This is a genomic window from Streptomyces sp. 12E (assembly GCF_055633275.1).
Genome location: NZ_JBVNCJ010000001.1, coordinates 1,643,807 through 1,656,357 on the forward strand (window position 1 = coordinate 1,643,807; position 12,551 = coordinate 1,656,357).

A 12,551-nucleotide genomic window follows, 5' to 3' on the forward strand; every position below is an offset into this window, starting at 1 on the left:
CTTCTCGCGGACACAGACGCCGAAGGGCGGCACCCTCCTGACGGGGTGCCGCCCTTCGGGGCCGTACGGCGCGGATTACTTGCGCATGACCTCGGGCTCGTGACGGCGCAGGAAGCGGGCCACGAAGAAGCCGCAGATCACGCCGAGGACGATCAGCGCGGACATGTCCATCACCCAGGCCCCGACCATGTGCTCCCACAGCGGGTCGGTGTCGCCGGCCGTCTCCGGCGGGCTGATCCTGTTGAAGTCCAGCGTGGCGCCCGAGGCGGCGACCGCCCAGCGCGACGGCATCAGGAACGAGAACTGGTTGACGCCGATCGAGCCGTGCAGGGTGAACAGACAGCCGGTGAAGACGACCTGGATGATCGCGAACATCACCAGCAGCGGCATGGTCTTCTCCGCGGTCTTCACCAACGAGGAGATGATCAGGCCGAACATCATCGAGGTGAAGCCGAGCGCCATGATCGGCACGGAGAGCTCCAGCAGCGTGAAGCCGCCGAAGACCAGGCCCTCCTCCGGGATCTCCCGGCTGGAGAAGCCGATCACACCGACCAGCAGGCCCTGCAGCACGGTGATCATGCCGAGCACGAACACCTTGGACATCAGGTACGCCGAGCGGGACAGGCCGGTGGCGCGCTCCCGCTCGTAGATGACCCGTTCCTTGATCAGCTCACGCACGGAGTTCGCCGCGCCCGCGAAACAGGCGCCCACCGCGAGTATCAGCAGGACCGTGGTCGCCGTGCCGTTCGGGATGACCCGGCCCGCCGCGTTGGGCGGGTTGGGCAGCAGGCCCTTGTCCGCGTCGATGAGCAGGCTGACCGCGCCGAGGACGGCCGGCAGGACCACCATCAGGGCGAGGAAGCCCTTGTCGGAGACGATCACCGAGACGTAGCGGCGCACCAGGGTCACGAACTGCGACATCCAGCCCTGCGGCTTCGGCGGCCGCATCGCCTGCATCGGCGGCACCTGCACGGACTGCGGCGCGACGGCGTCGATGTCCGCGGCGTACATCTGGTAGTGCTGCGAGCCCTTCCAGCGGCCCGCCCAGTCGTAGTCGCGGTAGCTCTCGAAGGCGGAGAAGACGTCGGCCCAGGTGTCGTAGCCGAAGAAGTTCAGCGCCTCCTCGGGCGGGCCGAAGTAGGCGACGGAGCCGCCGGGCGCCATCACCAGGAGCTTGTCGCAGATCGCCAGCTCGGCCACCGAGTGCGTGACGACGAGGACCGTGCGGCCGTCGTCGGCGAGGCCGCGCAGCAGCTGCATGACGTCGCGGTCCATGCCCGGGTCGAGGCCGGAGGTGGGCTCGTCCAGGAAGATCAGCGATGGCTTGGTGAGCAGCTCCAGGGCGACGGAGACGCGCTTGCGCTGGCCGCCGGACAGGGACGTGACCTTCTTGTCCTTGTGGATGTCCAGCTTGAGCTCGCGCAGCACCTCGTCGATGCGGGACTGGCGCTCGGCGGCCGTGGTGTCGGCGGGGAAGCGGAGCTTGGCCGCGTACTTGAGGGCCTTCTTGACGGTCAGCTCCTTGTGCAGGATGTCGTCCTGCGGGACCAGACCGATGCGCTGGCGCAGTTCGGCGAACTGCTTGTAGAGGTTCCGGTTGTCGTAGAGAACCTCGCCCTGGTTGGCGGGGCGGTAGCCGGTGAGGGCCTTGAGAAGCGTGGACTTGCCGGAGCCGGACGGGCCGATGACCGCGATCAGCGACTTCTCCGGGACGCCGAAGGAGACGTCCTTGAGGATCTGCTTGCCGCCGTCGACGGTGACCGTCAGGTGGCGGGCGGAGAAGGACACCTCACCGGTGTCGACGAACTCCTCGAGCCGGTCGCCGACGATCCGGAACGTCGAGTGACCGACGCCCACGACGTCGGTGGGGCCGAGCAGTTGCGAGCCGCCCTTGGCGATCGGCTGACCGTTGACGTACGTGCCGTTGTGCGAGCCGAGGTCGCGGATCTCCATGCGGCCGTCGGGCGTCGAGTGGAACTCGGCGTGGTTGCGGGAGACCTGGAGGTCGGAGACGACCAGGTCGTTCTCCAGGGCACGGCCGATGCGCATCACGCGGCCGAGGGAGAACTGGTGGAACGTGGTGGGGCTGCGGTCGCCGTGGACCGGCGGCGCCCCCGCACCGCCGCCGGGGGCGCCCTGCTGCTGCGGGATGTGCGGCGCGGGCTGCTGCGCGGGCGGCTGCTGCCAACCGGGCTGCTGGGCGGGCGGCTGCTGCTGCGGCGGCGCCTGCTGGGCCCAGCCGGCGTTCGCGCCCTGGGCCGCGTACGGCTGCTGCGGCTGGGCCTGCGGCGCGGCGGCCGGGGCCGCGGCGCCCGCTCCCGCACCGGACAGCGTCACGCGCGGGCCGTCGGTGGCGTTGCCCAGGTTCAGCACCGTGCCGGAGCCGAGCTCCAGATGGTGGATCCGCTGCCCCTGCGCGAACGTGCCGTTGGTGCTGCCGTGGTCCTCGATGACCCAACCGCGCCCGTTGAAGCTGATCGTGGCGTGACGCCAGGAGACCCTGGCGTCGTCCAGCACGACGTCACCCTGCGGATCACGTCCGAGGGTGTAAGACCTGGACGGATCGAGCGTCCAGGTCCGTCCGTTTGATTCCAGTACGAGTTCCGGCACTCCATGCCCCACTGAGTTGTCCCCCGAATTTCCCCCATCGCAGGGAGTCTAGGGATGTCGAACATCGGGGGAACTATTTCAGGCTCGGCCCGCTGACCGAAAGTCGACCTTGTCACGAGCGCGCACCAAGATGTTCACGGGCTTTCGTCGGCCGGGTTGAAATCGGCCCGGAGAGTGGTAAACCACGCGAGGGGGACAAGTGCGGCCGTCACGCCGCGTCGCGGGTCGGGGATCTGCCGTGAGCACTGCCACGAACGTCCGCACCGCGGAACGGGACGGACGCGTGCCCTGGGCCGACGTGGTGATGTCCGCGGTCGCCGCGGTGAGCTGGGCGCTGATCGGGATGGCGGGGACGGCGGCGCTCGGGCTGCGTCTGCTGGACGCCGACGCGGCCGGGCCGCTGGGCCCGATGACCGCCGCGGTGGTGGCCCTGGGGCGGGCGGTTCGGTCACCCCCTCCGGTGACGTGTCCGCCTTCGGGCTGTCGGGCGCGGTGGCGGACACGGCCCTGGAGGTCACGCCGCTGGGCGTGAGTCTGGTGGGCGCGCTGCTGGCCCGGGCGAGCGGGGCGGCGGGGGTGCGGGGGTGCGGGCGGCGACGCCGGCACGGGGTGGCACGAGGGTGGCCGAGGGGTGGCGGCCGGCGCCGGCCGCCGAGGGCCCGGGCGGGGTGACGACCGCCGGGCCGTATGCGCCGGGGACCCCTTACCGGCCCCCGGACCCGGACACCAATCCGTACCTGCGGGTGGAACGGGAGACGTGGGCTTCCCGGGGATCCCGGCAGCCGGAGGACGCGGCACCGTCGCCGGGCGGTGCACGGGGTGCCGGCGACCCGCCCGCGTCCAAAGTCCGCGAGGGGCACGGCGACGTCCACGGGGCGCCCACGGTGACCGGGCCGGTGAAGCCGCCCCGACGGGGGCCCGGACCGCGGGGCCGGGACCGGTCGCCGTTGTGGCCGGACGAGCCGCCGCCACCACCGCCCCCGCCCCCTCCGCCGCCACGGAGGCCGGACGGCGCGTAAGCTCCGGTACACCCCGGTGACGGGCGGTGTTCGTTGTCCGGCTGGCGGACCTCGGAGGCGCTGGGCGCCGGGCGCCGGATACGGTGGGAACACCATGAGCGCATCGCAGACCACCGACGTTCCCACCCTCCTTGTCAAGATCTTCGGCAGGGACCGGCCGGGCATCACGGCCGGCCTCTTCGACACCCTCGCCGCCTACTCGGTCGACGTGGTCGACATCGAGCAGGTCGTCACCCGCGGCCGCATCGTGCTCTGCGCGCTCGTGACCGAGCCGCCCGAGGGGCTGGAAGGGGATCTGCGGGCGACCGTCCACAGCTGGGCGGAGTCGGTGAAGATGCAGGCGGAGATCATCTCCGGCATGGGCGACAACCGTCCGCGCGGACTCGGCCGCTCCCTGGTCACCGTGCTGGGCCACCCCCTCACGGCGGAGGCGACGGCGGCGATCACCTCGCGGATCACCCGGGCCGGCGGCAACATCGACCGCATCTTCCGGCTCGCCAAGTATCCGGTGACGGCCGTGGAGTTCGCGGTGTCCGGCGTGGAGACGGAACCGCTGCGCACCGCGCTGGTGACCGACGCGGCACGGCTCGGGGTGGACGTGGCCGTGGTCGGGGCGGGACTGTACCGGCGGGCGCAGCGCCTGGTCGTCATGGACGTGGACTCCACGCTCATCCAGGACGAGGTGATCGAGCTCTTCGCCGCGCACGCCGACTGCGAGGACGAGGTCGCCGAGGTGACGGCGGCCGCGATGCGCGGGGAGCTGGACTTCGAGCAGTCGCTGCACGCGCGCGTGGCGCTGCTGGAGGGGCTGGACGCCTCCGTGGTGGACAAGGTCCGCAGCGAGGTGCGGCTGACGCCCGGCGCCCGCACGCTGATCCGCACGCTGAAGCGCCTCGGCTACCAAGTGGGTGTGGTGTCGGGTGGGTTCACCCAGGTCACGGATGATCTGAGGGAGCGGCTGGGGCTGGACTTCGCCCAGGCCAACACCCTGGAGATCGTCGACGGGAAGCTGACGGGCAAGGTCACCGGCGAGATCGTGGACCGGGCGGGCAAGGCTCGGCTGCTGCGCCGGTTCGCCGCCGAGGCGGGGGTGCCGCTGTCGCAGACGGTGGCGATCGGTGACGGTGCGAACGATCTCGACATGCTGAACGCGGCGGGGCTCGGTGTCGCCTTCAACGCCAAGCCGGTGGTGCGCGAGGCCGCGCACACGGCGGTGAACTTCCCCTTCCTGGACACGGTCCTGTACCTGCTCGGCGTCACCCGTGAAGAGGTCGAGGCGGCGGACACGCTCGACGTGGGCTGAGCCGCCCGGACCGGGGCGCGGGAAGGGGCGGGCCCGGTACCGGCGGAGGTCGGCGCCGGGCCCCTGCCGTGCCGGGTGTCACTCGGTGGGCGCCCAGTAGTCGACCAGCGTGCCGACGCCGGGCTCGAGGGACTTCCAGGAGCCGGTGAAGGACAGGACGGCGAAGGCGGCGGCCGGGTAGCCGCGCCGGCTCATGCGCTCGCGGGCGTCGCCCTCCGCCGCGCCGGCCAGGATGTCGGCGAGCGCCTGGACGCCCGGGTTGTGACCGACCAGGAGGACGTTCTGCGCGTCGTCGGGGGTTTCGTTGAGCAGGGCGATCAGCTCGCCGGGGGAGGCGTCGTAGATCCGCTCCTCGTAGACGGTCTTCGGTCGCTCCGGGAACTCGTGGACCGCGAGCTTCCAGGTCTCGCGGGTCCGGACCGCTGTGGAGCACAGGGCCAGATCGAAGGCGATGCCGGTGTCGGCGAGCTTGCGTCCGGCGACGGCGGCATCCATGCGGCCCCGCTCGGCGAGTGGGCGCTCGTGGTCGGGGACCGGAGGCCAGTCGGCTTTCGCATGCCGGAAAAGGACGATCCTGCGAGGTTCTGCGACGCTCATGTGATCCAGCTTCGCATGAAACAGGCCATGGGGCGCAGGGAGTTGACCGGCGCTTCCCGGAGATGTTCAGCGGGCTATCAGCTGCTGCGCGCGCTCGACGAGGTGGGTGAGCGCGGGCTCACCGGCGGCCGTGTGGGCGTCGGAGGGGTTGAGGACCAAGCTGAGCAGGGCGACGAAGGCGAGGGTGGGCAGGGCCAGGGCCCACCACGGCAGCCGGGTGTCGACGCCGCCCCGGGAGGCCGGGTGGGGCCGGGTGTGCGTGCGCGCCGACATGGGAGCCTCCGCTCTTCGTAGGGTGCGTGATCCGCCGTTCGCGGCCGCATCTCGAAGGTACGGACTCCCGAAGGCCCAACCCATCCGGTGACCCACCCACTTGACCCTGAGCCTGGCCCCCTAGGGGACAGGGGGGCCAGCACCACCCTGGGCCGTCACGGAGCGAGGAGGGTCGCGATCACACCGATGACGATGAAGATGGCGAAGAACGCGCCGAAGACGAGCAGCATCTTCTTCTGGCCGTTCTGCGGATTCGGGTCGAGGACTGGCATACGGCAAGTCTCGCACCTCGTTCGCCCGCGGCGGGCTTCGGGGGGCGCGTGGCGCGGGTGGCCCGACGGCCGGGAGGGACGTCCGCCCGCCGGGCAGGCGGGTGCCGGCCGGGCACGCGGAGCCCGACGGCCGCGCCCTCCGGAGCGACACGGCTCCGCCGACCGGGCCGCGCGGTGCGGCGGGGCGGCGTGTTCACCGGCCTGGGCCGGTCGGGGCGGGGGCGGCTCCTGGTCGTGAGGACTCGTTTGTTTCCCCCCGCCGCCCCTTCCCGTCCCGTCCCGGGGGCTCTGCCCCCGGACCCCCTTCGCGCAGTTCCCCGCGCCCCTGGGTGCCCTGGCGCGCCCACGCGGCGGAGCCGCACGTCGGCACGGCCCGCGCCCGGGAGCAGGGGCCGGCCGGGATCGCTAGGAGGCCGTCGCCTCGTCCTCCACCGTGCGGTCGCGGCCTGCCAGGACGCCCACGACCATCTGCGGGATCATCAGGCCGGCCATCAGCGCGAGCGGCAGCCCCCAGCCTCCGCTGTGCTGGTAGAGCACGCCCACCAGGAGCGGCCCGGGAATGGAGATCAGGTAGCCGGTGCTCTGCGCGAAGGCCGACAGCTGGGCCACGCCCGCGCCGGTCCTGGCCCGCATCCCGACCATGGTGAGCGCCAGCGGGAAGGCGCAGTTCGCGACGCCCAGCAGCACCGCCCAGGCCCAGGCGCCGGCGGCCGGCGCGAGGTACAGCCCCGCGTATCCGACGAGGCCGCTGACGCCCAGCACGAGCACGATCGGGCCCTGGTGGGGCAACCGGGTGGCGAGGCGCGGGATGACGAAGGCCAGCGGTACGCCCATCACCATGGTGACCGCGAGGAGCAGTCCCGCCGTGCCGGCGGGGACGCCCGCGTCCCGGAAGATCTGCGCCATCCAGCCCATGGTGATGTAGGCGGCGGTGGCCTGGAGCCCGAAGAAGACGGCCAGCGCCCAGGCGGTACGGCTGCGGGTGATGCGCAGCGCCGGCGTCTCGGTGGAAGCGGCCCGCTCCCTCCGGGCGCCCCGTGTCCCGTCCTGCTCCCGCGCGAAGAGGAGCCACGGCAGTACGGCGGCCGCCGCCAGGGCCGCCCACACGGCGAGGCCCGTCCGCCAGTTCCCGCCCAGCGCGTCGGTCAGCGGCACGGTCACGGCCGCCGCCGTGGCGGTGCCCAGGGCGAGGGCCATGGAGTACAGGCCGGTCATGGAGCCGACCCGGTCGGGGAACCAGCGCTTGACGATGACCGGCATCAGGACGTTGCTGACGGCGATGCCCATCAGCGCCAGCGCGCTGGTGGCCAGGAACGCCCCCGTGCCGCCCACGTACGGGCGTATCAGCAGGCCGGCGCCGATGGCGACCATGCCGGCGCAGACCACCGCGCCCGCACCGAACCGGCGGGCCAGCCGCGGTGCGGTGACGCCGAAGACGGCGAAGCACAGCGGGGGCACGGAGGTGAGCAGCCCGGCGACGCTCCCGCTCATGCCGAGCCCGTCGCGGACCTCCTCGAGCAGTGCGCCCAGGCTGGTGATGGCGGGGCGGAGGTTGAGCGCGGCCAGCACGATGCCGGCGACGAGCAGTCGTGTCCGCCACGCGCGCGCGGTGCCGGGCCGGCGGACGGTCCGGACCTCGGACGCGGCCGGTGTGCGTACGGTCGTGGACGTGAGCGTCCGGGGTTCCTCGCCAGTCATGACGCCCATCATAGAATCATGGGATGATTGGTTGTCCATGTCGAGGTCGCCGTGGGGCGCCGCTGTCGTGCGAAGGTGTGCCATGCCGCTGAGCCATCCCCGTCGCTCGGCCCTGTCCGAGCAGGTCATCGCCGCTCTGCGGGCCCAGATCACCTCGGGCGAGTGGCCGGTCGGCGCGCGCATCCCCACCGAGCCGGAGCTGGTGGAGCAGCTGGGGGTGGCCCGCAACACGGTCCGCGAGGCCGTCCGCGCGCTGGCGCACAACGGGCTGCTGGACATCCGCCAGGGCTCGGGCACGTACGTGGTGGCCACGAGCGAGCTGGCGGGCGTGATGCACCGCCGCTTCGCCGACGCCGATCCCCGGCACGTCGCCGAGCTGCGTTCGACCCTGGAATCGGCGGCGGCGCGGCTGGCCGCCGAGCGGCGCACGGAGAAGGACCTCAAGCAGATCGACGCCCTGCTGCTGCGCCGGGAGGAGGCCTGGGAGACGGGCGAGGCGGAGGCGTTCGTGGCGGCGGACGCCACGTTCCACCTGGCGGTCGTGGCCGCCTCGCACAACGACGTGATGACCGCGATGTACGCGGACCTGAGCGAGGTGCTGCGGGACTGGCTGCGCGGCGACGTGGGCGAGGACATGTCCCCCGGGGCGCACATGGACCACGGCCGACTGGTGGACGCGATCCGCGCGGGTGACGCGGCGACGGCGGCCGAGGAGGCCGCCGCCTATCCGTTCATGTGCCGTCCGGGGCCGCTCGGTCCGCCCTCCGCCGACTGATCCGGGCCGACGCGAAGGGCCCGCGCCCCGTACGGGACGCGGGCCCTTCGGCAGGGCGCCGGGTCAGGCGCCGATGGCGTGCAGACCGCCGTCGACGTGGATGATCTCGCCCGTGGTCTTCGGGAACCAGTCGCTCAGCAGGGCGACGACACCGCGGCCGGCCGGCTCGGGGTCCTTCAGGTCCCACTCCAGCGGGGAGCGGCTGTCCCACACGGAGGCCAGCTCGCCGAAGCCCGGGATGGACTTGGCGGCCATGGAGCCGATCGGGCCCGCCGAGATCAGGTTGCAGCGGATGTTCTGCTTGCCCAGGTCCCGGGCCATGTAACGGCTGGTGGCCTCCAGGGCGGCCTTGGCCGGGCCCATCCAGTCGTACTGCGGCCAGGCGAACTGCGCGTCGAAGGTGAGGCCGACGACCGAACCGCCGTTCTGCATCAGCGGCAGGCAGGCCGTGGTCAGCGACTTCAGGGAGAACGCCGAGACGTGCATGGCCGTGGCGACCGACTCGAACGGCGTGTTCAGGAAGTTGCCGCCGAGCGCGTCCTGCGGGGCGAAGCCGATGGAGTGCACGACGCCGTCGAGGCCGCCCAGCTCCTCGCCGACGACGTCGGCCAGACGGCCCAGGTGCTCGTCGTTGGTGACGTCGAGCTCGATGACCTTGGTGGGCTTGGGCAGCTTCTTGGCGATGCGCTCGGTCAGGGTCGGCCGCGGGAACGCGGTCAGGATGATCTCGGCGCCCTGCTCCTGGGCCAGCTTGGCGGTGTGGAAGGCGATGGAGGACTCCATCAGCACACCGGTGATCAGGACGCGCTTGCCCTCGAGAATTCCGCTCATGTGTTTCAGTGACCCATTCCCAGTCCGCCGTCAACGGGGATGACGGCTCCAGTGATGTACGAGGCCTCGTCCGAGGCGAGGAACCGCACCGTCGCGGCGATCTCCTCCGGCTTCGCGTACCGGCCGAGCGGCACCTGCGAGACGATGTTCGCCCGCTGCTCGTCGGTGAGCACCTTGGTCATGTCGGTGTCGACGAAGCCGGGCGCGACGACGTTGAAGGTGATGTTGCGCGAGCCCAGCTCACGGGCGAGGGAGCGCGCGAAGCCGACCAGGCCGGCCTTGGAGGCGGCGTAGTTCGCCTGCCCCGCGGAGCCGAGCAGCCCGACCACCGAGGAGATCAGCACGACACGGCCCTTCTTGGCGCGCAGCATGCCGCGGTTGGCGCGCTTGACGACCCGGAAGGTGCCGGTGAGGTTGGTGTCGACGACCGAGGTGAAGTCCTCCTCGGACATGCGCATCAGGAGCTGGTCCTTGGTGACGCCGGCGTTGGCCACGAGCACCTCGACGGGACCGTGCTTCTCCTCGATCTCCTTGTAGGCCTGCTCCACCTGCTCGGGGTCGGTGATGTCGCACCGGACCGCCAGGACACCCTGCTCCGTGAGTACCCGGGGCGGCTCACCGGAACGATATGTGATCGCGACCTTGTCGCCCGCCTCCACGAAGACACTGGCGATGGCGAGGCCGATACCCCGGTTTCCACCGGTGACGAGAACCGATCGGCTCAACGGATCACCCTTTCGATAGCGGTCTGGTACAACGAAAACCTATCGGTACCGGGGCCGATCCGAGCGATCGGCCACCCACAGCACCTTCGCACCGCCTCTGTCGGGTCCCTACAGAAAGCCGCGTCGTCCGGTCCCGGTCACGGAAGGGCCCCCGGCACTTCCCGCACCCGGGTGATGACACGGGGGCCGAACGCGCGGAAGCGCTCCCGTCGGGCCGGCCGGCCCGTCGGGAGCGCTTCCCGTCTCCTGCGGCTCAGCGCACGTGGCGGGTGTACCACGTCCCGCTGTCGAAGAAGAAGTGGTCCACGGCGAGCCTGTGCCCGCCGCTGTAGTGGGCGTACGCCACGGCCTGCTCACCGGGCCCACCGTTGCTCAGGCTCGTGTCCAGGCAGGTGCCGGGGTTGATCATGTAGGTGCTGAAGCCGCCCCGCAGCGGGAACTCCACGTTGATGGCCTGCGCGCGGTGGTTGCAGGCCGTCAGCCTGCCCGTCCTGCTCAGGGGCTCGTCGGCGACCGCCGCGGGGGCGGACAGGGCCGTGAGAAGACCGGCGGTCGCGGCCGCCAGGGCGGCCACACGACGCATACGCATACGCACTCCTTGTGTCGGGCCGTCCGGTGATCGTCCGGACCGGCGCTCCCGAACGTACGGTGACTCCGCGCACGGACCATGACGGCCCGTGTACCAGCCGGTGAACAACCCTTGCCCCAGGGGGAGTCGGGGATCCATGGGCGCGTGTGACGCGCCACGGCGGCCACCCGCGGGCCCGGGAGCCGAGCCGCTCGCCGGCGCCGGGGCGACGACACCGGACGGTCCGTCGTCCGCCACGCTCCCGGGGCACCGCATGATTCACTGCTGACGGATGGACACATCTCGGATGGTGAGGAAAAAGGGGAGGCCGCTCGTGGCCCATGAGGTCGATCAGTCATTCCTGGCGCTGCCGTCGCGCGCGCTCGCCGATGCCGCGCTGGCACGCGCGCGTGCGCTGGGGGCGGAGCACGCGGACTTCCGCCTGGAGCGGGTGCGCAGCGCGTCCTGGCGGCTGCGGGACGCCAAGCCGGCCGGGTCGTCGGACACCACCGACCTCGGTTACGCGGTGCGCGTGGTGCACGGCGGGACCTGGGGGTTCGCGTCCGGGGTGGATCTGACCCCGGACGCCGCCGCCAAGGTCGCCTCGCAGGCCGTGGCGATGGCGAAGCTGTCCGCCCAGGTGATCCGGGCGGCCGGGTCCGACGAGAGGGTGGAGCTGGCCGACGAGCCGGTGCACGCGGAGAAGACCTGGGTGTCGTCGTACGAGATCGATCCGTTCGCCGTGCCCGACGCGGAGAAGGCCGGGCTGCTGGCCGAGTGGAGCGCGCGGCTGCTGGCGGCGAACGGGGTGGACCACGTCGACGCCTCGCTGCTCACCGTGCACGAGAACAAGTTCTACGCCGACACCGCCGGGACCGTGACCACGCAGCAGCGGGTGCGGCTGCACCCGGTGTTCACGGCCGTCTCCGTCGACGACTCCAGCGGTGAGTTCGACTCCATGCGCACGATCGCGCCGCCCGTCGGCCGCGGCTGGGAGTACCTGACGGGCACCGGCTGGGACTGGGACGACGAGCTGGAGCGGATTCCCGGGCTGCTCGCCGAGAAGATGCGCGCGCCGAGCGTCGAGCCGGGGCTGTACGACCTGGTGGTGGACCCGTCCAACCTGTGGCTGACCATCCACGAGTCCATCGGGCACGCCACCGAGCTGGACCGCGCGCTCGGCTACGAGGCGGCCTACGCCGGGACCTCGTTCGCCACCTTCGACCAGTTGGGCAAGCTGAAGTACGGCTCCGAGCTGATGAACGTCACCGGTGACCGCACCGCCGAGCACGGGCTCGCCACGGTGGGCTACGACGACGAGGGCGTCGAGGCGCAGTCCTGGGACCTGGTGAAGGACGGCACGCTGGTCGGCTACCAGCTGGACCGGCGGATCGCGAGGCTGACCGGGTTCGAGCGGTCCAACGGGTGCGCGTTCGCGGACTCCCCCGGCCATGTGCCGGTGCAGCGGATGGCCAATGTGTCGCTGCGGCCCGATCCGGCCGGGATGTCGACGGAGGACCTGATCGGGGGCGTGGACCGGGGCATCTACGTCGTGGGCGACCGGTCGTGGTCGATCGACATGCAGCGGTACAACTTCCAGTTCACCGGGCAGCGCTTCTACCGGATCGAGAACGGACGGCTGGCGGGGCAGCTGCGGGATGTCGCCTACCAGGCCACGACCACCGACTTCTGGGGTTCCATGGCGGCGGTCGGGGGTCCGCAGACGTACGTCCTGGGCGGCGCCTTCAACTGCGGCAAGGCCCAGCCGGGGCAGGTCGCGGCGGTCTCGCACGGCTGCCCGTCCGCCCTGTTCAAGGGAGTCAACATTCTGAACACGACGCAGGAGGCCGGGCGATGAGCGCACGCACGGACACCGGCTG

General features: G+C 71.8%; 11 protein-coding genes and 1 pseudogene. 4 read left to right on the top strand and 8 right to left on the bottom strand.

The features are described 5' to 3' along the window. Positions 1-75: 75 nt before the first annotated feature. Positions 76-2,610, bottom strand: a complete 2,535-nt coding sequence (locus ACZ8ZB_RS07755) for an ABC transporter ATP-binding protein/permease (protein ID WP_470736950.1) — start codon at positions 2,608-2,610, stop codon at positions 76-78. A 304-nt stretch (positions 2,611-2,914) separates the two neighbouring features. On the opposite strand from ACZ8ZB_RS07755, the pseudogene ACZ8ZB_RS07760 reads away from it, so the two are divergent. Both ACZ8ZB_RS07760 and serB read left to right on the top strand, forming a co-directional pair. Beyond that, positions 2,915-3,189 (top strand): annotated as a pseudogene (locus ACZ8ZB_RS07760) (streptophobe family protein); the annotation flags it as partial. A 534-nt stretch (positions 3,190-3,723) separates the two neighbouring features. Continuing rightward, positions 3,724-4,932 carry a phosphoserine phosphatase SerB gene (gene serB, locus ACZ8ZB_RS07765; protein WP_470736951.1) on the top strand — a complete coding sequence of 403 codons (1,209 nt, stop codon included), beginning with the start codon at positions 3,724-3,726 and terminating at the stop codon, positions 4,930-4,932. A 78-nt stretch (positions 4,933-5,010) separates the two neighbouring features. On the opposite strand, the gene ACZ8ZB_RS07770 is transcribed toward serB, so the two are convergent. The 4 genes from ACZ8ZB_RS07770 to ACZ8ZB_RS07785 all read right to left on the bottom strand — a co-directional run bounded on the left by ACZ8ZB_RS07770 (position 5,011) and on the right by ACZ8ZB_RS07785 (position 7,772). Next, positions 5,011-5,529: a SixA phosphatase family protein gene (locus ACZ8ZB_RS07770; protein WP_470736952.1), complete on the bottom strand. Its 519-nt coding sequence runs from the start codon at positions 5,527-5,529 to the stop codon at positions 5,011-5,013. 66 nt (positions 5,530-5,595) lie between these two features. Then, positions 5,596-5,802, bottom strand: coding sequence for a hypothetical protein (locus ACZ8ZB_RS07775; RefSeq protein ID WP_470736953.1), 207 nt, complete (start codon positions 5,800-5,802; stop codon positions 5,596-5,598). 155 nt (positions 5,803-5,957) lie between these two features. Further along, positions 5,958-6,074 (bottom strand): SGM_5486 family transporter-associated protein, encoded by a 117-nt coding sequence (locus ACZ8ZB_RS07780; RefSeq protein ID WP_470190857.1) that lies wholly within the window; start codon positions 6,072-6,074, stop codon positions 5,958-5,960. Between the two features lie 405 nt (positions 6,075-6,479). Then, positions 6,480-7,772 (bottom strand): CynX/NimT family MFS transporter, encoded by a 1,293-nt coding sequence (locus ACZ8ZB_RS07785; protein WP_470736954.1) that lies wholly within the window; start codon positions 7,770-7,772, stop codon positions 6,480-6,482. A gap of 82 nt (positions 7,773-7,854) precedes the next feature. Between ACZ8ZB_RS07785 and ACZ8ZB_RS07790 the strand changes: the two genes are divergently transcribed. Continuing rightward, positions 7,855-8,547: a FadR/GntR family transcriptional regulator gene (locus tag ACZ8ZB_RS07790; RefSeq protein WP_470736955.1), complete on the top strand. Its 693-nt coding sequence runs from the start codon at positions 7,855-7,857 to the stop codon at positions 8,545-8,547. Between the two features lie 63 nt (positions 8,548-8,610). Here the strand turns inward: ACZ8ZB_RS07790 and fabI are convergent, their stop codons facing one another. The 3 genes from fabI to ACZ8ZB_RS07805 form a co-directional block, all read right to left on the bottom strand. Beyond that, on the bottom strand, positions 8,611-9,378 hold the full coding sequence (fabI, locus tag ACZ8ZB_RS07795) for an enoyl-ACP reductase FabI (RefSeq protein ID WP_470736956.1): 768 nt from the start codon (positions 9,376-9,378) through the stop codon (positions 8,611-8,613). A 5-nt stretch (positions 9,379-9,383) separates the two neighbouring features. Beyond that, complete coding sequence (gene fabG / locus ACZ8ZB_RS07800; RefSeq protein WP_470736957.1) at positions 9,384-10,103, bottom strand: 3-oxoacyl-[acyl-carrier-protein] reductase; 720 nt, start codon at positions 10,101-10,103, stop codon at positions 9,384-9,386. A 253-nt stretch (positions 10,104-10,356) separates the two neighbouring features. Further along, positions 10,357-10,692, bottom strand: a complete 336-nt coding sequence (locus ACZ8ZB_RS07805; RefSeq protein WP_470736958.1) for a hypothetical protein — start codon at positions 10,690-10,692, stop codon at positions 10,357-10,359. Between the two features lie 313 nt (positions 10,693-11,005). On the opposite strand from ACZ8ZB_RS07805, the gene ACZ8ZB_RS07810 reads away from it, so the two are divergent. Then, a complete protein-coding gene (locus ACZ8ZB_RS07810; RefSeq protein WP_470736959.1) occupies positions 11,006-12,529 on the top strand; it encodes a TldD/PmbA family protein in 1,524 nt (507 codons plus the stop codon). Positions 12,530-12,551: the final 22 nt, after the last annotated feature.

Coding starts and splice junctions, on each gene's coding strand:
- ACZ8ZB_RS07775 (WP_470736953.1), bottom strand. CDS start 5,802: ATGTCGGCGCGCACGCACACCCGGCCCCACCCGGCCTCCCGGGGCGGC.
- ACZ8ZB_RS07785 (WP_470736954.1), bottom strand. CDS start 7,772: ATGACTGGCGAGGAACCCCGGACGCTCACGTCCACGACCGTACGCACA.
- serB (WP_470736951.1), top strand. CDS start 3,724: ATGAGCGCATCGCAGACCACCGACGTTCCCACCCTCCTTGTCAAGATC.
- ACZ8ZB_RS07780 (WP_470190857.1), bottom strand. CDS start 6,074: ATGCCAGTCCTCGACCCGAATCCGCAGAACGGCCAGAAGAAGATGCTG.
- fabI (WP_470736956.1), bottom strand. CDS start 9,378: ATGAGCGGAATTCTCGAGGGCAAGCGCGTCCTGATCACCGGTGTGCTG.
- ACZ8ZB_RS07790 (WP_470736955.1), top strand. CDS start 7,855: ATGCCGCTGAGCCATCCCCGTCGCTCGGCCCTGTCCGAGCAGGTCATC.
- ACZ8ZB_RS07805 (WP_470736958.1), bottom strand. CDS start 10,692: ATGCGTATGCGTCGTGTGGCCGCCCTGGCGGCCGCGACCGCCGGTCTT.
- ACZ8ZB_RS07770 (WP_470736952.1), bottom strand. CDS start 5,529: ATGAGCGTCGCAGAACCTCGCAGGATCGTCCTTTTCCGGCATGCGAAA.